Annotated in this window: 18 protein-coding genes; 9 read left to right on the top strand and 9 right to left on the bottom strand. The window is 44.2% G+C overall.

Features of this window, described 5'->3' with window-relative positions; all coding sequences use genetic code 11:
• Nucleotides 1–20: 20 nt before the first annotated feature.
• On the bottom strand, nt 21–1,985 hold the full coding sequence (locus R7E47_RS17805) for an Hsp70 family protein (protein WP_258483780.1): 1,965 nt from the start codon (nt 1,983–1,985) through the stop codon (nt 21–23).
• Nucleotides 1,985–2,617, bottom strand: coding sequence for a DUF2760 domain-containing protein (locus R7E47_RS17800; RefSeq protein ID WP_017634945.1), 633 nt, complete (start codon nt 2,615–2,617; stop codon nt 1,985–1,987). Before R7E47_RS17800 ends, R7E47_RS17805 begins: the two co-directional genes overlap by 1 nt.
• Nucleotides 2,618–2,908: 291 nt before the next feature.
• Here R7E47_RS17800 and R7E47_RS17795 point away from each other — a divergent pair, with 291 nt between their 5' ends.
• Both R7E47_RS17795 and R7E47_RS17790 read left to right on the top strand, forming a co-directional pair.
• Nucleotides 2,909–4,450 carry a sensor domain-containing diguanylate cyclase gene (locus R7E47_RS17795; protein ID WP_005377686.1) on the top strand — a complete coding sequence of 514 codons (1,542 nt, stop codon included), beginning with the start codon at nt 2,909–2,911 and terminating at the stop codon, nt 4,448–4,450.
• A gap of 83 nt (nt 4,451–4,533) precedes the next feature.
• On the top strand, nt 4,534–5,064 hold the full coding sequence (locus R7E47_RS17790; RefSeq protein ID WP_213891665.1) for a 3'-5' exonuclease: 531 nt from the start codon (nt 4,534–4,536) through the stop codon (nt 5,062–5,064).
• 241 nt (nt 5,065–5,305) lie between these two features.
• Here R7E47_RS17790 and R7E47_RS17785 read toward each other — a convergent pair whose 3' ends face one another.
• The 3 genes from R7E47_RS17785 to R7E47_RS17775 form a co-directional block, all read right to left on the bottom strand.
• The gene (locus R7E47_RS17785) at nt 5,306–5,746 is read right to left on the bottom strand and encodes a TerB family tellurite resistance protein (protein WP_017820644.1); all 441 of its coding nucleotides are present in this window, start codon (nt 5,744–5,746) and stop codon (nt 5,306–5,308) included.
• Between the two features lie 189 nt (nt 5,747–5,935).
• Nucleotides 5,936–7,876 (bottom strand): alkaline phosphatase D family protein, encoded by a 1,941-nt coding sequence (locus R7E47_RS17780; RefSeq protein ID WP_171345390.1) that lies wholly within the window; start codon nt 7,874–7,876, stop codon nt 5,936–5,938.
• A gap of 9 nt (nt 7,877–7,885) precedes the next feature.
• A complete protein-coding gene (locus R7E47_RS17775) occupies nt 7,886–8,236 on the bottom strand; it encodes a hypothetical protein (protein ID WP_005377676.1) in 351 nt (116 codons plus the stop codon).
• 235 nt (nt 8,237–8,471) lie between these two features.
• Here R7E47_RS17775 and R7E47_RS17770 point away from each other — a divergent pair, with 235 nt between their 5' ends.
• Both R7E47_RS17770 and R7E47_RS17765 read left to right on the top strand, forming a co-directional pair.
• On the top strand, nt 8,472–9,776 hold the full coding sequence (locus tag R7E47_RS17770) for a MipA/OmpV family protein (RefSeq protein WP_104980013.1): 1,305 nt from the start codon (nt 8,472–8,474) through the stop codon (nt 9,774–9,776).
• A gap of 62 nt (nt 9,777–9,838) precedes the next feature.
• On the top strand, nt 9,839–10,228 hold the full coding sequence (locus tag R7E47_RS17765) for a hypothetical protein (RefSeq protein WP_318084815.1): 390 nt from the start codon (nt 9,839–9,841) through the stop codon (nt 10,226–10,228).
• Nucleotides 10,229–10,322: 94 nt separating this feature from the next.
• Here the strand turns inward: R7E47_RS17765 and R7E47_RS17760 are convergent, their stop codons facing one another.
• Entirely contained in the window at nt 10,323–10,907 is a 585-nt protein-coding gene (locus R7E47_RS17760; RefSeq protein ID WP_005377667.1) for an FMN-dependent NADH-azoreductase, read from the bottom strand.
• A gap of 185 nt (nt 10,908–11,092) precedes the next feature.
• On the opposite strand from R7E47_RS17760, the gene hrpA reads away from it, so the two are divergent.
• The 5 genes from hrpA (at nt 11,093) to R7E47_RS17735 (ending at nt 18,915) form a co-directional block, all read left to right on the top strand.
• A complete protein-coding gene (gene hrpA / locus R7E47_RS17755; RefSeq protein ID WP_258483778.1) occupies nt 11,093–15,079 on the top strand; it encodes an ATP-dependent RNA helicase HrpA in 3,987 nt (1,328 codons plus the stop codon).
• A gap of 182 nt (nt 15,080–15,261) precedes the next feature.
• Complete coding sequence (locus R7E47_RS17750) at nt 15,262–15,741, top strand: outer membrane beta-barrel protein (RefSeq protein WP_021033871.1); 480 nt, start codon at nt 15,262–15,264, stop codon at nt 15,739–15,741.
• A 199-nt stretch (nt 15,742–15,940) separates the two neighbouring features.
• Complete coding sequence (locus tag R7E47_RS17745) at nt 15,941–16,456, top strand: outer membrane beta-barrel protein (RefSeq protein WP_005377661.1); 516 nt, start codon at nt 15,941–15,943, stop codon at nt 16,454–16,456.
• Nucleotides 16,457–16,818: 362 nt separating this feature from the next.
• Nucleotides 16,819–18,399, top strand: a complete 1,581-nt coding sequence (locus R7E47_RS17740) for a BCCT family transporter (protein ID WP_005377659.1) — start codon at nt 16,819–16,821, stop codon at nt 18,397–18,399.
• Between the two features lie 126 nt (nt 18,400–18,525).
• Nucleotides 18,526–18,915, top strand: a complete 390-nt coding sequence (locus R7E47_RS17735; protein WP_005377656.1) for an ATP-binding protein — start codon at nt 18,526–18,528, stop codon at nt 18,913–18,915.
• Nucleotides 18,916–18,934: 19 nt separating this feature from the next.
• On the opposite strand, the gene R7E47_RS17730 is transcribed toward R7E47_RS17735, so the two are convergent.
• Genes R7E47_RS17730 through R7E47_RS17720 form a run of 3 tightly spaced genes read right to left on the bottom strand, consistent with a single transcriptional unit; the run spans nt 18,935 to nt 21,885 of the window.
• Nucleotides 18,935–19,573: a sugar transferase gene (locus R7E47_RS17730; RefSeq protein WP_054576904.1), complete on the bottom strand. Its 639-nt coding sequence runs from the start codon at nt 19,571–19,573 to the stop codon at nt 18,935–18,937.
• Nucleotides 19,574–19,583: 10 nt separating this feature from the next.
• Entirely contained in the window at nt 19,584–20,774 is a 1,191-nt protein-coding gene (locus tag R7E47_RS17725; RefSeq protein WP_064353899.1) for a glycosyltransferase family 2 protein, read from the bottom strand.
• A complete protein-coding gene (locus tag R7E47_RS17720; protein WP_054730656.1) occupies nt 20,767–21,885 on the bottom strand; it encodes a glycosyltransferase in 1,119 nt (372 codons plus the stop codon). The genes R7E47_RS17725 and R7E47_RS17720 overlap by 8 nt, the downstream gene beginning before the upstream one ends.
• Nucleotides 21,886–22,050 lie beyond the last annotated feature (165 nt).

Below are 22,050 nucleotides of genomic sequence, written 5' to 3'. Positions count from 1 at the left end.
GGATGCCGTTTGATTTCTATTTATTCTTCTTCGTTTGAGTTGCTTTGCGCGTCTTCGCGCACATCGAACTCAACATGCCATATTTGACCGTTATCAGCGGCAATGGCTTCTAAGTAAAGCGTACCAAGCTCTGTCACGCGAGAAGCTAGGGTTACTGGAACCACTTCACCTTCACGGCGACCTTCAGATACAGGCAGCGTTACTTGGATTTCTGGAAGCTCTTCAAGCTCTTCTGGTGCCCAGTAGTCTAGGTGAGTACCTGCTAGGTCATCACGACGAACCGTTGAGCCGAAGAATTGGAAGTTAACCGGCTGACCGATGATCAAACCAAACTCTTGGCTTGGTACGTCAACGCTTGAACCTTCTTCCATACCAAATGGTGCAACACACAGTGCTTCCATTGGAGGCGCCATGCCAGGAATCGCTGGCATCGCACTTTCGATACCCACGTAGTACGCCGAAGCAATACCACCACGGATACGAACGCCTTGACCACGACGTACAGAGCCGTAGTAAGCCGCACCGCTAGCAACCGCAAGGTCTAGGTCTACACCTGTTAGGCGTTTTGCCATTTCCGCATCTGCTTCAATTAGCCATTCGTTGATCGTGTCTTCTAGACGAGTTGCTAGAAGTTTCGATTTCAGAACACCACCGTTGAATAGGATTGCCGTTGGCTTGATGAAGTCAGCCGATTGCGCTGCATCCGAACCTGGCATACCAGGCATGTTAGCGAATGGGTTGAAATCTTGAGTGGCTGCTTCTGCGCCATTTCCTGAAGCAGAAAGAGCATTGGCTTGCTTAGACAAGAACGCTGCAATGTGACGAGTAATGCCTGCATCTTGTGCGTAAGGCAGACCCATTTGCGTTAGTGCACCACGGTTACGTTGAACAGGGTGGTCAGTAATTGCAACTTGAGGGAAGAAGCCATCAACCAGTGTTTGTTGTACTTCTTCTTGAGTCAGTTCTGTTTTCAGCGTTGCGCCAAGCAGTTTAGAACCACGGCTTGGTACTACGATTGGCACTGACTGAAGTTCGCTGTCGTTCAATAACGCTTCTTTCGCGTCACGACATGCGTGTGTCATTGCCTGAACTTGCCATGGCTGTAGCTCTTTGCCTTCTTGCGCTAGCTTCATTTTCAAGCGGTACGCAAGTGCAAGATCCATGTTGTCACCGCCAAGTAGGATGTGTTCACCTACCGCGATGCGGTTCAGAGTTAGGTTGCCGTCGTCTTCAGTTACTTCAACCAAAGAAAGGTCGGTTGTACCACCACCGATATCGACCACAAGCACGATGTCGCCAACTTCAACTTCGTCGCGCCATTTGTCGTTGCTGTTATCAATCCAGTTGTAAAGCGCAGCTTGTGGCTCTTCTAGAAGCGTTAGGTGCACAAAACCAACGTTGCGTGCAGCTTCTGCAGTTAGATCGCGAGCAGCAGGATCAAAAGAAGCAGGAACCGTAATAGTTACGTCTTGATCGGCAAGGTTGTGATTTGGATTCGCGTGATTCCAAGCGTCTTTTAGATGCTCTAGGTAAAGCTCTGTCGCGCGAAGAGGGGATACTTTTTCCACTTCTTCTGGGCTACCTGCTGGCAGGAAAGCATCACGACGGTTTACACCAGCGTGGCAAAGCCAAGATTTCGCACTTGCAACAAGACGAATTGGCGTTTTCGAACCTAGGTTACGTGCAATCGCACCAACCAGAGCTTTTGGCTCGCTCGACCACGGAAGAACGCGTGATTGCGGGTTCATTTCGTGTTCGTGTGGTTGGTAAAGGAAAGAGCCTAATTGGCTACGAGTCTCTACCGTACCCGGCGCAGTTAACTGCGGGATTGGCATCACTTCAACGCGAGCGTCTTCGTTGTGTGTATCAACAAAAGACATGACACAGTGTGTTGTACCTAAGTCGATACCAACACTGAATTTAGGTGTCTGTTGAGTTTCAACAGACGCTTCTTGAGAATGGTTTTCTTGGTTCATGTGTTCCATTACAGCTCAACCTCAGCTGGAGCGATCACAGATGCATCGTAGTTCTCAGCCAGTTTAGGCAACGTCATTGATGTTGCTTTCCAACCTTTGTGAACTAGCGTGCCGTTGAATGGCGCGCTGCCTGTTACGTTGCCAGTTAGGCGGATTTCTTGTGGGTTGAAGCCTTCTTCAACCGTAATGCGAGTTTCTTCGTCTTCGTTACGAACGTGCGCTAGCGTCACGTAGTCGTTCAGTACTTTCTGACCGCCAGTGTGGATTACGCGAGCGGCTGCGCCTACTTCTTCATCAGAGAATGACGTTAGGTCTTCTTTTAGGAAGTCAATCAGACGTGCTTCTTGTTGCATGATAGAAAGCAGCTGCATTGCAGAGTCCGTTGATGCGGTTGCAAGTTTTGATTCAACTTCTACAACACGCTCTACGACTTTCTCTACTTCCACTACTTTTTCTACTTCAACGATCTTCTCAACTGGTTTCTCAACCTCGACGATTTTCTCGACTGGTTTTTCTACCACTTTCTCGACCACTTTTGATTTGCGCGACACTGCAACTAGAAGAAGCAAAACGCTCGATGCGGTTAGGCCTGCGTGAAGCATATCGAACGTTTGAGGAATTAGGTTCAAATCAATGTTCATGACGTTTTTTCTCTTTCTATTGATTTATTGGTGCTCAGTATTGGCTCATATTTGTTCACTAAAACGATCGTCTTTGCGATCTTGCACCAAGTTTAGACATTAAAATGATGACGGATGGTAGCATATTCAAGGCTTAAGGCTGTAATAATTCGTGACTATACCGTACGAACAGAGTGAAAAATCGACGATCAGACTCCCCAATATAGGTTGTTGCTTGATGTTTGTGCATTGCTAACGCAGTATTTCAATAGATCCCGAAGTTTAACTTACGGAAGTATCAAAAATTACGATATGACACAAAGCACCGCTCATAAGAGCTTTATAAAACGACATTCAGACTCTATTTTAGCTTTTTTGGCGACTTTATGTGTCACTGCTGGTGTAGTCGGTGCTGCTTATACAATGCAGCAACGGTATACACAGACGACGTTTGATACTTTAGCCGACCGACAAGCAGAATCACTTAAAGCAAACGTCGAGAATGATCTAAAGTTCATTGGTGCGGGCGCAAACTTTTTCCATTCGATTGAGCGAAGCTATTGGCCATCGTTTCCCATGTATGCGGAACAAGTGATTAATAGCTCGCGAAGTCTCATTGGACTTCAATGGATGCAAAAGGTCGAATTTGAAGATCTTGATGAACATATTTTAAAGACCCGTCAAAAATTTCCAAACTTCCAACCGTTTACCGTTCCTAAAGATGGTCCCAAAACCTACGGGTACATTTTTGAACACAATGAGCCAATTTTCATCGCGTCGGATATCTACCCAAGAACACCGGAAAACCTTTCTCTATTGGGTTTCTATTTTTCGCGCAAACGCTTCGATTTAATCTTGGATGATATTTCCGAAAATGGGCGAGCGAATGTCTCGGATAAAGTTCGCTTACTGCAAGATGGTTATGACAAGTCCATACCTAAGACTGGGTTGCTGGTGTTCCATCCAGTGTTCGACTTCGAGAACAAATATTTATTAGGAGTAGTGACCGGTGTTATCCGAAGTACGGTTTACTTTGAGGATTTGATTACGAAAACCGCGACGGAGCTCGATATGTCGGTGCGCGTAGAAGATTTGGGATTCGACGCAGCAGATGACCCTGTTCTCTTTCAAAGTGCGAGCTGGGACAACATTCGAGGAACGGTTATAAGCCGGACCATTCAACTGCCTAACCGTGAATGGCGTATTGACTTTAAGCTTTCTGACGCAGTCTCAGCTTGGGAGCGTTCTATTTTAGCGGGCACGACACTAGCCGGATTGGTAATCGCCTTTTTGATCAGTTGGATTGTGAATTTACAGTCTCGAGAAAAAGAGCGCTTAGCGGTCATGTTGGAGCTCAAAACCGTTGAATTAAAAAGAATGGCAGAGCGAGACCCTCTAACTCAACTACTGAATCGCCGAGCATTCAACGATCATTTGCTTAATCAGATAAACAAAGGTGTTAACTTCGCCTTGGTTGGTTTTGATATCGACCACTTCAAAGTGATTAATGACAAACACGGCCATTTAGGTGGAGATGAAGCGTTACAACATGTCACTAAGCTGGTCAGTGCTAATTTAAAACCGGGAGATAAGTTTTACCGAGCTGGTGGTGACGAGTTTTGTATTATTTCTAAAGTCATTGATAGAGCAGTGCTAGAAGCTTACCTAGAAAAATTACGGAGTGTTGTGGCAAGTACGGCTTTTGATTATGGTGATGCGTCAATTATCTGTACGTTGAGTATCGGTGCGGTTATCCATAAAGAAGAAGATCCTGAGAGCTTGTATCACAAAATGGATAGTCAACTCTATTTGAGTAAAAAAAACGGCCGTAATAATGTGTCGATCGGCGATTAAATGGGCGCACAAATTCGAGTTTTACGCCGTGTTACGATAGAATCGCACGCTTTAAATTTTTATGTTAGGAACCAAGGCAAACTATGAACCATAACCGTATTGTATGCTTCGATTTAGAAATGTGTTGCTGGAACGAAAATGGCGTCGGCAGCACGGGTGAAATTATCGAAGTGGGGTTAGCTGAAATAGATTTGTCTAAAGGTGAGATAGTCAAGCGTGCTCAATACTACGTGAAACCAGAACACGATGAAGTCTCTCTATTTTGCGCTGAGTTAACGGGCATCACACCACGTAAGATTGAAAAACAAGGACGCCCACTAGAAGAAGTGCTTAAATCCATGGTTAAGAACTTCGGTGGTCGCAACAAAATCTTTGCATCTTGGGGGCGAGATGACGTCATTCTTCTAGAAGAGTGTAAGCAAAAAGGTATTGAAGCACCGTTCACAGAGTTCATCAACTTAGCGACACTCTACCGTATTCAAAATCGTCTTAAAGATAAACGTATAGGCCATCGAGCCGCTCAAGAAGCAAAAGGAATAGACTGGGAAGGGCGTCAACACTCTGGCTATGTAGATGCATATAACTTAGCTAAGCTTGCTTTGACCATGTTTTAGTTATTCGAACCTAGCTAGCTTGTAATTAAATAATCATCCAACCATTGTTGTTTTGTCATGCAGTCTGTTTAGTGTGGAAAGAGCTAAACACATACCTTGACCAGTATTTTAATAACAATGTCGTTGGCTTATTGAAAAACGCGCAGAGTGCGCGTTTTTTTATGGCTACAGAAGCGATATCTGTTGTCATTATAGGGGGAGCTTAGAGTTAGCCAGCGACTTATATACTCATCTCGTCACTTTACTGAGACTGTAACTTCGCTCGAATGAACTCGCTGTGATCAACATAGAGTAGCTCTGCTGTTTTACGGATCACCGCGTCTTCTAGCGGGTCAATTTCGCCGTCTGCGTAAGCGACTTCCCACATGCTTTTGATTAAGTTGTAACGAGTTTCTTGAGTCAGTTCTCTTAGTTGAGAGGTAAAGTCGTACAGCGAAGCGGAATCTTTTATTTTCTGTTGCGCTTGCTCTAACAAAGTATTTGATTCTTCTTCATTTAACGAAAGCAGTTTCATCAATAAAGAGCGCTTTGTTTCTTGTTCTCTATCATCGACACTATGGTCTGCGCCAGAAACTTCACAAAGCAAACACGCGATAGCCATGTTAGGGGAAAGTGTGTTGGTTTGGCTTAAATCAGAGCCATCAATGAGTTGTTTAAATAATGATGTGAGAGAATTAAACATAATGAACACCGAGCTATTGTTTATTTGGTTAACATGGTAATAAATACGGAAGATCTCAAGGTGCGATACCAAATTTAGCACGCCGTTGACATTTAAGAACGGCCACTTTCTCCCCAAAAAACCTAAACTCCTGAGTTAGTTCACGGTGACTTGCCTCTTACAAAGGGCAAGTCATTTTGGGATTGATACTCAGCTTTCAGCACGTGTCGGTGGAAAATGAACTTCGTCACCATCACTCGTCAGAATACTAATTTGACTTGGTTTGCCTTCATCATCAAGGCGTAGCTCACCAATGGCACTATGGTTAACCAAGCGATAAAAGTTGTGCGTACTTGGTGCGCGTTTGTAAATCTTGAGTCGTTTACGTTTTGTGAACCAGTTTAAAGGTGAGCGAGGGCTGTATAGCAGTCTATCTAGGCCATCACAAATATTGAGCAGTTGTGTAGGGAACTGATTTTTAATTCCACTACAGGTGATTTGATAGATATTCGGACTGTTTTTTCGATAGCGGAGCTTAATATCGTATGCAAAAGAGTAGTGTACGTCGCCAGAGAGAATAACAAAGTTAGTTGGTGTCTTTGTGTGTGTGAAAATACTAATAAGAGTATTCGCACTTCCGGGGTGAGCCATCCAGTTTTCAGCATCAACCATCAATGGTTTACCAAGCATGGTCACCACACGTTGTAGTGCTTCGATAAATTTCACACCAAACATTGGCGCGGCAGAAACAATAACAACCTTGTCTTGATGCACGAGCTCCTGATGGAACTCAATCATCGCTTCCCAGTCCATTAAGCCAGAAGGTTTGTTCATTTTAGACTCAGAACGCCAGCGTCTGGTTCGTGTATCTAGCACGACAACTTTTGGTGTCGTAGGAATGGTGTAGTGCCAATTCTCAAAGCGATACAAATATTGAATAAATGCATCTTGGGTTTGCGAGGTTCGCTCATCGATAAAGCGTTGAGCGAGGCTCATAAATTCATCATTGAATTTTTCTGGCGCATTTCCCCAACCTTGGCAAAGCCAGTAAGCAATCAAGCTATTACCGATAATGCATTTTGCAAACGTGTTGCTGTATGCGGCTTGTTCCCAGCCTATGGTGAGATTCCAATCGTCGGTGACATCGTGATCATCAAAAATCATATAGGTTGGAATGTGAGCGAGTAAGCGTTGAACCTTGTCCAGACCTGCGACGAATTTATCAATTTGTTTTTTTTCTTCGCGCCATTGCTGCTGCCATTTGGGTTCAAGAACTTCTCCGCCGACAGTAAATTCGTTTTCTAACAAACGATCCGTTCGAACAAGCTTCCACAAGGTCGGAGACCAAACCAATAAGTACATTGCAAAGCACTCAGCAAAGCTTATTAGGTGATTCTCACACTCTTTGGCGCTGAATATTGGTGTCCCTCGGTGTGGAAAAAACTTACTTAGTAAACTGTCATCACTCACATAATGAGGCAACAATTTATCTCGACCATAATAGCAAGCAGGGTGTTGGTAGAGCTCATTGGTATTTTTTATCGGAGCTTGATCGAATTCTTCGCCTGGCAAACCCAATAAAGCTATGACTTGCTCAATGGCATCGAGAGTGGGGCCTGCAACATGGTCTGCATAGATTTGATCACCACTCATGATGAGCATATCTGGTCTCTCTTCAATGGATTGAGACGCGATTTTATGATCCGCAGCGACCAATGTATCATCACTGAAGTGATGGGGATTACGGCAAGAGCCATGTAAGAGATAATCCGCTTTTTCACTAACGAGGAACTCAATACCCAAGTTTGGCGTATTATCTCGCTCATAAGTTAGGTGAGGGAGCAGTTCCGTCACTAAGCCATATTGCGTTTTTATTTGATAGCGTAACGCTTGATGGGTTGGAAACTCGCCTTCTAATTTAAGTAAGCAACACCACGCATTGAGGCCGATTTGAAGCTGTTCTTTTTGTTCACTTAAAGGGGCTTGATAAAGGATGGAGGCATTTTCATCCGTAATTTGCACCATACCCTCCAAGCGTTGGGTGGTGACTAGCCAAATATTGATTTCAGTTGCGGTCACTTTACGTAGGATCGGACCTGCAACGACAAGAGGAAGTGAAGAAATTTCAGTCGTGTTCATCAATGCTGGCAAAACGGCTCCTTATGTGTCAGCTTCTTCTTCTAATATTTCGATAACTTGCGAGCTACTAAGTTCATGTCCCATAAGGAACAAACCAAGCATCGCATCGGCTTTTGACGCGTTATCACTGTCTTCATCCAAAATTTGCTGAAGCCGAGTTCTAATTAGGTCGATTTCGTGTTCGACGAAGCCACGCCCTTCTTCGTCACCTTGACCATCTTCTGGTGCATTATCAAAGTGCAAAAACAACATGTCACCATCGAGTTGAGTCCCTATCAACCTCTCTGGCAGCCATGCTTCTCCCATCACAATGTCTGGGTCTGTGTCTGCGGGTAAATGATTCAAGGTAGAGATGAGTTCTGATGCTTTCACTTTTTACTTCATTATGTTTGATTTAGAACTAAGCTAGAGTTTAAGCGCTTGTTGTAATGGTAAAATATTCGCAAACAAGCTCACCTAGTCGTGCAATATTAATATGATCTTGGGACTCAAACTGTCACGAGGATGACAACATTTGCCATTGTAACGGCTATCATCAGCAGAACATAAGCTTTTAATGGCAAATCATTGATGTTTGCCTGCTTCTCAACCAACATTTTTCGAACTCATGAAGAGATTAATTCTAACAACACTCGCTTTACCTTTAGCTGCGGCAGTTTCTTCTGCGCATGGTGCAGAAGAACAAACGTGGGGGATTGCTGCGATGTATCGCACAGCATCGATTCCGTTTTATACCGCCGATAATGACTCTACGGTGAGTACATTTGTACCAATGATGTTCTTTGAAAACCAACATGTGTATATCAATGGCATTGAAGGTGGCGCTTTTTTGTATAACGAGAGTGATTCCGACTGGCGCGCGAGCGCACTCATGCGATTGAGATTTGTCGATATTCCCATGTCGCTACAAAATGCTAATGAAGGGGACAGAGTCGATTTCGGTGGGCAAGTGCGTTATAGCATTAACGACAATTGGCGCGCAGAAGTAGAGTTGATGACGGACGACGAACTCCAGTTTCACTCTAATTACCGCCTTGCTGCCAATTATGTATTTGGGGATTGGGAATTAGAGCCATCGATTACGATTCGATACAAAGACGCTGATTTCAATAGTGAATATTATTCCTTTAAGGATATTACTGGCGAGAGAATTGGAGCTGGGCTTGACACCAATCTTGGTATTAAAGCGCGTTACCATGTAACTTCAAATTTGTATTTATTGGGTGAGACGAGTGTTACTCGCTTAGATGATAACGCCTACAACAGTCAGCTTGTAGAAGATCGATATCAGGGAGAAGTGTTTGTCGGTTTTGGCTTTTTCAACGATAAAAGCAAAGTTCCGAAACCGACACTGAGCAATAAAGCATATCTACGTATTGCGCATGGTTGGGCGACGCCTTCGAACATCGGTGAAATATTTAGCTTTGAGAGAGAAAAAGACCCATACGACAATCAACTTACTTCATTGTTTTATGGGCATCCATTAACGGATGAGCTGTTTGGTTTTCCTCTTGATATTTATTTAACGCCAGGGTTGGTTCATCACTGGTCGTCCAGTGTTCAGTCTGCGAGCACAGAATACGTCATGGCGATTAAGGCTTATTATACGGTTAATTGGCCTACGACTTGGCGATTTGGTGTAGCGGAAGGTGTGTCATATATTGATAGCATTACCTATATTGAAGGCACAGAAATGGAAGACAAGGGTTATACACCAAGCAAGTTGCTCAACTACCTAGATTTCTCGTTTGATGTCAATGTAGGCGATCTCTTCAACCAAAAGAGCTGGAACAATATGTGGGTGGGCTATTCATTGCATCACCGCTCGGCGATTTTTGAAAGCGCTTCCCAGTTTGGGCGAATTAAAGGTGGGAGCAACTACAATACTATTTATTTCCAGTTCGAGTTTTAGCGCATCGCGAGATGCATATAGGTCGGATTTGCAACTGACTTATTTATCGCCCATTATGAGTAATGATGAATAATACTATGCTGCTTTCAACGAGAAATTTCGTATATCGTGCCAGAGTTAAGGCTGTTTGTGATGCATCTGATGAATCGGATGGCATAAGCACCATGAGTATCGACTCCTCATTCAATCTTCAAATTGAAGCGATAAATTGTACCAACGCTGAATTTGCCAAACGCTTTTTTGCCATTCACGGAGAAGGGCACTTGGAGGGCGATGAATGGTTGGTGTTGTACGTCAACTCTCTTGACATTAAGGCGGGAGACAATATAGAAATCCGTAGCGATGTCGCGCTTAATGCGATGATCGAGAATATGATAAGCGAAGCTGAGCGGTCTTTAGAAAAAGTCTACCTCGATGCAATACGCAACTTGGAGAAAGTGAATCGTCTTTGACGATGTAAGAGACCCTATAAATACGATCAAGGCATCAGGATCCAAAAAGGGATTGGCGCGAACCAATCCCTTTTGTATTCTGGTTTATTCTAACTTACGCCATTGTTGCAAGTTGGCTTTGCGCTTCTGAAATGCCTTTTGCAGCTGCATCTTCACCCATGTTTAGCGCTTCTGCGTAAACAAATTCTACATCAGTGATTCCTACAAAACCCAGTACAGTGCGTAGGTATGGCGTAACGTTGTCAGTTGGTGAATCTTTATGAATACCACCACGAGTCGTTACTACAATCGCCTTTTTACCTTCAATCAAACCTTGAACGCCGTTTTCTGTGTATTTGAATGTCACGCCTGCACGAGCAATCAAATCAATCCAGTTTTTAAGCTGAGTCGGGATGGTAAAGTTGTACATTGGAGCGGCAATAACCAAAGTGTCTGCGGCCTTTACTTCTTCAATAAGGGTGTCAGACAAGTCGACCACCGCTTGCTGTTCTTGTGAAAGATCTTCCGTAGCGCGCAGTGCAGTCGCAACGGCGAAGTCCAAAACAGGTAGCGGGTTTGCAGCCAAATCACGAACAGTAAGCTTGTCTTGGTCTACATTTTTGATGAAGTCTTCAACCAGTTTGTTTGATTGAGAGTAATCGCCAAGGATGCTTGATTTTAGAGCTAGTACACGAGACATAATGGTTATTCCTTAAATAAGTGCTTTCGACTATGGGAGCCATTATAAGCAACGTAAGTGAGTTCAAAAGCCTAGCGATTCGCTGAACATGTTCGAAAAAATTGAATGAGCTTTCGGTTATCTTGTTACAGATCTTGTGTGATACAATCCGCGCAGTTTTTGTAATGAAAAGAATAGGAAACGCTTTGACTTCGTCACAGCCCCCAAAAAAGAATCTAGCTGAAGAGCAAGCGACACCGTCAAATGGTGCGCAAAAAGCGACAGCGAAACAAGCTCAAACACCTCAGGCTCAAGTGAATAGCGTGGCATCTCTGCGTAAAGCGCTGAATCAGTGTATGATGCGCGACCGTTTCCGCTTGAGTAAACGTATTTCTGGTGCAAGCAAAATTAAGAAGGACGCAGCGCGTAATGCTGTGTTCGACGAAATCGCATTAGACATCGCAAAATCCATGATGGTTGCAGAGCAGCGCAGCAACTACAAACCAACGATTGAATACCCAGAAATCCTGCCTGTAAGCCAAAAACGCGACGATATTGCGAAAGCGATCGAAGAAAACCAAGTGGTTATCGTCGCGGGTGAAACCGGTTCTGGTAAAACCACTCAGCTACCAAAAATCTGTGCTGAGCTTGGTCGCGGTAAATTTGGTCTGATTGGCCATACTCAGCCTCGTCGTCTTGCAGCGCGTTCGGTTGCTAACCGTATTGCCGAAGAGATGGAAACCAAGCTTGGTGAGTTTGTTGGTTACAAGGTTCGATTCAACGATCAGATCTCTGAAAATACACAAATCAAATTGATGACGGACGGTATCTTGTTGGCTGAAATTCAGCATGACCGTTTCTTGAATCAATACGACACCATCATTATCGATGAAGCGCACGAGCGCAGCCTCAACATCGATTTCATCTTGGGTTACTTGAAAGAGTTGCTGCCACGTCGTCCTGATTTGAAAGTGATCATCACGTCGGCAACCATCGACCCAGAACGCTTCTCAAAACACTTCAACAATGCACCAATCATAGAAGTATCGGGTCGTACTTACCCAGTAGAAACACGTTACCGCCCACTAAGCGGTGATGACGACAATGATCGTGACCAGCTTGAAGGCATCTTCGAAGCGGTAGATGAACTGTGCGATGAAGGTTTAGGTGACATCCTGATTTTCATGAACGGTGAACGTGAAATCCGTGATACCGCAGATGCATTGTCCAAGCGTAATCTGAAGAGCACGGAAATTGTGCCGCTTTACGCGCGTTTGTCGGCAGGTGAGCAGAATAAGATTTTCCAACCTCACACTGGTCGCCGAATTGTACTGGCAACCAACGTGGCAGAAACCTCGCTAACTGTTCCGGGCATTAAGTACGTTATCGACCCGGGTACGGCGCGTATCAGTCGATACAGTTACCGTACTAAGGTTCAGCGTCTTCCAATCGAGCCAGTTTCTCAGGCGAGTGCGAACCAGCGTAAAGGTCGTTGTGGTCGTGTGGAAGAGGGTATCTGTATTCGTCTGTACTCAGAGGAAGATTTTGAGTCACGCCCAGAGTTTACTGATCCTGAAATCCTACGTACCAATCTAGCGTCGGTTATCTTGCAAATGACGGCACTTGGTTTGGGTGATATTCAAGCGTTTCCGTTTGTGGAAGCACCGGATAAACGTAACATCCAAGACGGCGTGCGTTTGCTGGAAGAGCTTGGTGCGATTAACTCTGAGGTAAAAGATCCGAAAAAACGCCTGACTTCCATTGGTCGCCAATTAGCGCGTTTGCCAATCGATCCGCGCTTGGCGCGTATGGTATTGGAAGCGCCAAAATATGGTGCGCTTAAAGAAGTGATGATCATCGCAGCTGCCTTGTCGATTCAAGATCCACGCGAGCGTCCTTCCGACAAACAACAATCTTCAGACGATAAACATCGTCGCTTCTTCCATGAAGAGTCGGACTTCCTGACATTTGTGAATTTGTGGGAATACATCCAAAAGCAGCAAAAAGCCTTGTCTAGCAATCAGTTCCGCAAACAGTGTAAGCAAGACTATTTGAACTACTTACGTGTTCGCGAGTGGCAAGACGTGTACTTCCAAATTCATCAGTCGATGCGTGAGATGGAGTTCAAGCTTAACGACGAGCCCGCTTCTTACCATGGCGTACACAGTGCCATTTTGGTTGGTTTGCTGTCGCACATCGGCATGAAAGACCAAGAAAAGAATGAATATCAAGGCGCGCGTAATGCTCGTTTCCATATCTTCCCTGCATCAGGTCTATTCAAGAAACAGCCTAAGTGGATCATGTCTGCTGAGTTGGTGGAAACCTCAAAACTTTGGGGTCGTATCATCGCAAAGATTCAGCCAGAATGGATTGAGCCGTTAGCTAAACACCTTATTAAGCGCAGTTACAGCGAACCACATTGGTCGAAGAAACGCGCTGCGGTGATGGCGCACGAAAAAGTGATGCTTTACGGCGTACCAATCGTACCGAAACGCTTGGTCAACTACGGCAGTATCGATTCGACCGTAAGTCGCGAAATCTTCATTCGTAGTGCATTGGTTGAGGGTGAATGGGAAACCAAACACGCGTTCTTTAAGCAAAACCGTAAGCTTTTACAAGAAGTGGAAGAGCTTGAGCATAAATCTCGTCGTCGAGACATCTTGGTGGATGATGATGAGCTGTTTGATTTCTATGACCAACGCGTTGGCACCGAAGTGGTGTCTGGTAAGCATTTCGATACGTGGTGGAAAAAAGCATCTAAAGAAAACCCGGAACTGCTGAACTTTGAAAAAGAGATGCTGTTCAAGGGTGATGCTAGCCATGTGACCGATTTGGATTACCCGAACTTCTGGCATCAAAATGGTTTGAAGCTCAAATTGAGTTACCAATTTGAACCAGGCGATGATAGTGACGGTGTCACAGTGCATTTGCCGTTGCCGATTTTAAACCAAGTTGAACCAGCGGGCTTTGATTGGCAGATCCCAGGTTTACGCCATGAGCTTGTGGTTAGCTTGATTAAATCGTTGCCAAAGACAATTCGTAAGAACTTTGTACCTGCGCCGAACTATGCCGATGCATTCTTAGCACGCGTTACGCCAATGGAAGCGCCGCTGTTAGATTCATTGGAGAAAGAGTTGCGACGCATGACGGGCGTAGAAGTGCTGCGTGAAGACTGGAACTTGGAACAAGTACCTGAGCACTTGAAAGTCACGTTTCGTGCGGTTGATCACCGAAATCGTAAACTGAAGGAAAACAAAGACCTTCATGAACTGAAAGAAAGTTTGAAAGACAAAGTTCAAGAAACGCTTTCCAAAGTTGCGGATGACGATATCGAACAGCAAGGTCTGCATACGTGGAGTTTTGGAGAATTGCCGAAAGTGTATCAACAAAAACGTGGCGGCTACGATGTAAAAGCGTATCCGGCGCTTGTTGATACCAAAGACAGCGTTGAAATCAAACTCTACGAAACGGAGTACGAGCAGATAACGGCAATGCGTGCTGGTCAGCGTCGCCTAATTTTATTGAACGTACCGTCGCCAATTAAATATTTGCACGCCAACTTACCGAACAAATCGAAGCTGGGTCTGTACTTTAATCCATACGGCAAAGTGCTTGATCTGATAGATGACTGCATTGCCTGTGGTGTCGATAAGCTTATTGAAGAGCAGGGTGGTTTAGTTTGGGAGCCAGAGAAGTTCGAAGCGTTGAAAGAACACGTTCGTGCTGAATTGGGTGACACCGTTGTAGAGATTGCTCAACAGGTTGAGACTATTCTGACCACGGCGTTTAGCATCAATAAGAAGCTAAAAGGCAAGATCGACTTCACAATGGCGTTTGCTCTGTCCGATATCAAAGCACAAATTGAAGGCTTGATCTTCAAAGGCTTTGCAACGGAATGTGGCTGGAAACGCTTGCCGGATATTCTTCGCTACATGCGCGCGATAGAGCGTCGTATGGAGAAGTTGCCAATCGATCCAAACAAAGATCGTTTACATATGCTGAAGATTGAATCTGTGACTCAAGACTATAAAGAGTTGCTGAACAAGATCCCGAAAGGTGTGGCCATTCCTGAAAATGTAAAAGAAGTGCGTTGGATGATTGAAGAGCTTCGCGTGAGTTACTTTGCTCAACAATTAGGCACTCCTTATCCTGTTTCTGATAAACGAGTCAAAAACGCGATTGATGCTTGCTAATCAACCAGTAAAATAGTGTCAGATTTGTAATTATCGCTTAAGAAGTTGCTGGTACACTAATTGCTAGTAACTCAATAAGCATTATTTTTTAGTTCTGGGAGGCAATAGTTCGCCTCCCTTTATTTGTAGTACCAACGACTGAGTTATGCAGACGTGGGAATAATAAAGAGTAAAGGTAGATGATGAAAAAAACTCTATTAGCAGTGGCGCTACTTGGCGCATCTTCTGCGGCAATGGCGGATTCTTGGATTTACGGTGGTGCAACAGTAGGTCAGTCTGACTACAAAGGTGAGACGGACACATCATACTCTGTTCACGTTGGTACAGGCATTCTACCTATCATTGGTGTTGAAGCTGGTGTAACACAGCACGGTGAGTTCAACGTAAATGGTCAAGACACTAAGCTAACTTCTTACTACGCAGCACTTAAGCCAAGTATCGACTTCGGTCCGCTACACGTGTACGCAAAAGGTGGTTTCCATCAGTGGGACAAAAAAGTGAAAGGCGGCAAAGACGATGACGATTTGGACCTAATGTACGGTGTGGGTGCTGAGTACTTCATTTTTGGCCCAATGTCTGTTGGTGCTAGCTACATGAACTACACTGCTGGTAAAGACGATATCAGCACGTTCTCTGTTAACGCAACACTACATTTCCTATAAGCGTCAAGCTTTCTAACACCATATGAAACACACCGGCTTTATGCCGGTGTTTTTTTGTCTGGAAGTCACAAAACAAAAGTTGAACATAAATTATTCACTTTTAGAGTCTTAAAATGCCTATGCTTTCCAATATATAGTGGCGATTAAATGCGCATATTTGCGTAATGTTTCGCTTAGGAATCGATCAGGAAGGGATAGTATGAAAAAAACACTCTCGTTATTCGCTCTAACGTTGTGCTCAACATCAGCTATGGCTGACTCTTGGATTTACGCTGGTGGCCAAATTGGTCAGTCCGATATCGACAGCGAAAATGATACAACCTACGGTATTCATGTTGGTACTGGTATTTTGCCGTTCATTGGCATTGAAGCAGGCTACTTTAATCACGGCAAAGTGGATTTATCTTTGAGTGGCAGCAGGGGTAGTGCTGATTTTGATTCATTCTATTTAGCGGCGAAACCTAGTATCGACTTCGGCCCGTTACACGTTTACGCAAAAGGCGGCATCAATGCATTCAACGTTGATTATGACGGCGGACTGAGAAACTTAGACAAAGATGATGGCGTCTCTTACATGTATGGTGTTGGTGCCGAATACTTCTTGCTTGACAATGTGTCTGTGGGCGCGAGTTATCAAGCGTTTGGCGTGGATATTGAAGGCGATAGCGATACCGTTAGCAGCGTAACAGGGAACATCACCTTCCATTTCTTATAACGCTCGCTGGATGAAAGGTTTGCTGATTTGGTTTCGTCGTTAATTGTGAAACCAAATCAGCGCAGGTCTTCTCTATTTGCGCAGTGACTGGCTATGAACTTAAGTATTTCTTGTGTCTTTTCTAGTCTACAACCTACGACAAAATCAATCGTTAGACCTCATAATTTTTGTGTTGATATTATTTCCCCTTCATCTGTCTTGAATTGAGCTTAAAATGCAATAAATCACGACTTTTTGCAAAAATATGTGATTGCTGCTAAAATTCGTCCCGCTTTAAAACTTTAGAGTTCAAATTAATGGAGGGCGGTATTGGAGTTCTTCTCACCTGAGGGGCGTTTCAAATTCACGTTAAATTTGTATTTATGGATAATGCATTTAAAAAATATAGTATTGATACAACCGATTATCAGGTTGGACAGGATAACGTTCAAAAGTGGGGATTCGATATACATAACCCGGTTTTTGGCATTAGTGCGGGGCTCGTTGTTTTCTGCCTGATTTCACTTCTTCTTGTTGAGCCAACCACTGCTCGTGACGTATTAAACGGTCTAAAAAACGGAATTATCGAACAGTTTGATGCGTTCTTTATGTGGTCGACAAACTTCTTCTTATTGTTCGCCGTTGCTCTTCTTTTTTCTCCGCTAGGTAAAATCCGCTTAGGAGGCAAAGAAGCAACGCCGGATCACTCAACCGTTTCTTGGTTGTCGATGCTTTTCGCCGCGGGTATGGGTATTGGTCTTCTGTTCTGGAGTGTGGCTGAGCCGACCGCGTATTTCACTGATTGGTGGGGAATGCCACTGAACGCAGTACCATACACCGAAGAAGCAAAATCCCTCGCGATGGGTGCCACTATGTTCCACTGGGGTGTGCATGGTTGGAGTATTTACGCACTCGTTGCACTAGCATTAGCGTTTTTTGCATTTAACAAAGGTTTACCACTTTCATTGCGCGCGGCGTTCTATCCAATTTTTGGTGACCGTGCATGGGGCTGGTTAGGTCACGTTATTGATATCCTTGCCGTTTTGTCGACGCTATTTGGTCTTGCAACGTCGCTAGGTCTGGGTGCTCAGCAGGCGACCAGTGGTATTAATCATGTCTTTGGTCTAGAAGGTGGCATTGGTACACAAATGATTGTGATCACCTTCGTTACCTTTATCGCGGTGCTATCAGTGATTCGTGGTATTGATGGTGGTGTTAAGCTACTGAGTAACGTCAATATGGTGGTTGCGTTTGCGCTGCTTATTTTCATTACCTTCATCACGTTTGATACGGCGTGGAGCTCGCTACGCGACACAACAATGGCTTACATTGAAAATATTATTCCATTGAGTAACCCTCACGGTCGTGAAGATGAAACTTGGATGCACGGCTGGACGGTATTCTACTGGGCTTGGTGGGTATCTTGGTCACCGTTTGTTGGTATGTTTATCGCGCGTGTGTCTAAAGGTCGTACGGTTCGAGAATTCTTATTCGCAGTCATCGTTATTCCTACAGTTGTTACTTTGATTTGGATGTCTGTGTTTGGTGGTATCGCGCTTGACCAAGTGGTGAATAAAGTTGGTGAGCTAGGTGCAAATGGCCTAACTGATATTTCATTGACTCTGTTCCATGTTTACGATGCGCTTCCGTATAGCTCAGTGATTTCAATGCTTTCTATCGTGCTGATTCTGGTATTCTTTATTACATCGTCAGACTCTGGCTCGCTGGTTATCGATAGTATTACCGCCGGTGGTAAGATTGATGCACCAGTACCGCAACGCATTTTCTGGGCGTGTATTGAAGGTGCAATTGCAGCCGTAATGCTTTGGGTTGGTGGTAAAGAAGCCCTGCAAGCATTGCAATCAGGCGTTGTTGCAACAGGATTACCGTTTACTTTTGTTCTGCTGTTGATGTGTGTCAGTTTGGTGAAAGGGTTAAGAACTGAACTGCCAGCTTACAAATAAATACAACGCGATCCATGATTGAGTTTAAATGCCGAGCCTAATGTGCTCGGCATTTTTTATTTCTACTTTTCTTTTCCAATAATTTCGTTACAGTTTAGGCTTATTCCCACCTCATTAAACTGCATTATGTCACTGGCTAAACTCATTCTTATTCGTGGACTTCCGGGTTCAGGTAAAACAACCTTAGCAAAACAACTAGCGATAGAGCTTGGTGCTAAGCATTTTGAAGCTGACATGTATTTTGAAAATGATGAAGGTGATTATCACTTTGAACCAGTTCAATTACCTCAAGCGCATGAGTGGTGTTTTCAGCAAACTAGAAAGTGGTTGAACAAAGGGAGAGTCGTGATTGTCAGCAATACGTTTGTTCGACATTGGGAGATGAAGCGTTACATGGACTACTGCATGAAGAAGCGCATCGAGGTGGAAATTAAAGTGTGCCACGGAGCGTATCAAAGCATTCATGATGTGCCACCAGCGACGATAGAAAAGATGCGACGCCAGTGGCAAGAGTGACCGTTACCAGAACCGGAAGTTATTGACCTCGTCCGTCAATCATCACAACGAATGTTTTGCTCATGATTGAAAGGTCCATTGAAATCCAAGAGTAAAACGAACCTAAGCTTAGTGCGTAACTGTGGTCAAACCCAACTTTGCGTCTTACATCTTCAATGCATGCATCATAGCCTTGGTTAACCTGAGCTAAGCCTGTGATACCCGGTAACACGCCATATGTGCGCTCTACAAAATAGGGGATTTCATCTTCTAATTTCTGGTAGAAAGCTGGGCGTTCTGGGCGCGGCCCAATCATCGACATTTCACCTCTCAACACATTAAACAGTTGAGGTAGTTCATCTAAACGCGTTTTGCGTAAAAAGCGTCCTACTGGCGTGATGCGGGGATCATTTTCAGTTGCCCATACTGCGCCAGAGCGTTGCTCTGCATCAATATACATGGTGCGAAACTTCATGATTTGAAAAAGATCCATTTTTTCTGGTGTACAGCGCCCAACACGCAGTTGACGATAGATCACTGGGCCTTTCGATGTGATTTTTATAGCTAGCGCGATAAATGGGAATAGCGGTGCAGTGACGACCAAAATAAGCATTGCAACCAGTACATCAAACGTTCTTTTCGCGTGGCATACATTTGAATCGTAGCGTGAGTTTTTCATGATGCTTTCCTTATTGGTTGACGCGTTTCCAACGTCCATTTTCCATTCCGAGTAAATACTTCATACCGCCGATAAAGTTGGCGAGATGACCAATGACGATGTAGCTAATCAGCTTAAAAGGTTTAATTGTGTTAAGTGCTGGCATCAAGTAAGTGATAAGCGCGATGCTATAAATACCAACTTGTGCGGACAGCATTACTTGAAACAGCGGATTGTGTGCCAGTAGTAGTGAGCAAATAAAGCAAACAATCATCAAATAGGGTGTTGCTAAGCGCAGAACCTTTCCCGATAGAAATGCAAAGGCAGTGCCACGATAACGAGGTAGCAGTAATTTCTTTAATTGCATGAGCTGCTGCATGTTACCCGCTGAAATTCTTAGGCGCCGCTTGAAATCTGCGTTGTCTGAGCTCTGTTCTAGTTCAAGAGCCAGCATGTTTGGCTCGTAAATAGCGCTATAGCCTCGCAAAACGATTCTCATAGGGAGAATAAAGTCGTCATTAATGGTGCTAACTTCCAGTGGTTCAAATAAGTGAGTTCTGAAAGTGTAAAACGCACCGTGGGAACCAATCGTTGAACCTAACAAAGATTCTTGGTGCTTTACTCGAGACTGGTATTGCCAATACGCCGCTTCACCTTGGTTATCAGTGCTCATTATTTGATATGTTGCGTTAACCACTCCAACGTTCTCATTTTGATAATGCTGACTAGCTAGCAATAGAGAATCGCAAGAAATCAATGCCGACGTGTCACTCAGTGCGGTAATGTCCGAGCTAACATGACGCATTTCTTCGTTGAGTAGGGCAACTTTACCACGATTGACTTGGTGATCATTAATAATGAACAGAGTATCAGAGCAGATTGCTTCTTGAATTGTCGCTTGAGCAATCTCGGCTGTGTTATCTGTGCAGCCATCACATGCGATCACTACTCTTAATTTATCCCTCGGGTAGTCTAGGCTCGCAAGGTTACGGATCTTCTCTGCTATCCATTGTTCTTCATTGTAGGCGGGCACGATGACAGTAATAGAGGGTAGCTGGCTGTCTGTTTTGGAGGCTTTGTAAGCTCGCTCTACAAATGGTGCTTTGGCTTCGTCTTGCTGTTTTAAAGGAAGCCACTTAAGGAGCAGTGGGTACCCAACGTGATGATAGACAATCAAAAACGCGGATAAACCAAACCCTATAATCCAAAGTAAATCATTCATAACTAGCCTCCTTGGCCAAACGTGAGTAGCGACTCACCATGTCTCTGATATCAAAGTGTTTGAGAATAAAAGTTCGAGGAGAATGGTGTGATGATTCCAGTTGCTGTGATAACGCTTCGGCCAACGAAAACACGCGATTTGCTTCAACCAGTGTGCTGTTGTTCGGACAGAGCGTCTCTTTCACGCCGCCAACATCCGTCGCGACGCAAGGAATGTCACATGCTTGAGCCTCGAGGGTTGAGAGAGGAAATCCCTCTTGAAGTGATGGTAAGCAAAACAAGTCTAGGCTTTGGTAAAAGCTGGGCATATCGTCGACCAAGCCTAAAAAGGTTACTCGATCTTCAAGTTTTAACGTTCTAACTTGTGCTTCCAATTGAACTCGCTGAGAACCATCTCCAGCAATGGCTAGGTGTGTGTTTGGCGTAAGATGAGAGAATGCTTCGATAAGCACTTTATGGCCTTTAACTGCTTCTAGACGCCCGGCAACGCCAATCACGATTTTGTCGGTTGGAAGTTCAAACAAGTGTCTTGTTGCCGTTTGGTCACCGCTTTTAAACTTCTGACAGTCAATCCCGTTATGGATAGTACAAATTTTGCGATACTTTAACTTAGTCTGTATTTGATGGGCGACAAAGTTAGCATCCGCAACTACTTGCGGGCGAATCATCGTTAGCAAAAGGGACTGTAGTCGAGCTGATTTTTTGTTATTAAGGTGCCATGCGTCGTGCTCGGTATGAATCACTACAGGTACGTGCGCTAAACGTGCAGCAATACCACCATACAGAAGTGGGCCGATATGATGGGTGTGGACCACGTCAGGCTTAAGTCCTTTGAGCATGGAAGTCAGCGTACTGATGGTTTTTCCGCTGAATCCAGGTTTCTTATTAAGAAAGTGCAGTTGGCCTTGGTAGGGCAATAGTTTTTGCCAGCCTTGTAGTGCATGTTCTTTGCTTCCTTCTAAGCTCACGACAAAAACGGAATGGTTTGGCTGCGCAAAACGAAGCATTTCTAGTACGAGCGTTTCTAAACCACCAGGAGCTAAGTGTTGCACGACGTGTAATATCACTTTTTTGCTGTGCTTAGTGTTATTGTGTTTTTGTCTGAATTCCATTTTCAAACCCTCGTTGAGTTCTTTGTTTATTTAGGAGTTGCAGACTGCGTGCCAAAAAATTAATCATTTAAAAACAATAGGTTAATATTGATGTTTATGAGACTTTATGTTTATTCTCAATTTGAGATTCATATTAGTGGACATGCTATGAGGCTGTATAAGGCA

It is taken from the genome of Vibrio sp. Vb1026 (assembly GCF_033338745.1).
GTDB classification, from domain to species: domain Bacteria; phylum Pseudomonadota; class Gammaproteobacteria; order Enterobacterales; family Vibrionaceae; genus Vibrio; species Vibrio alginolyticus.
This window is presented reverse-complemented; position numbering and strand designations above follow the sequence as displayed.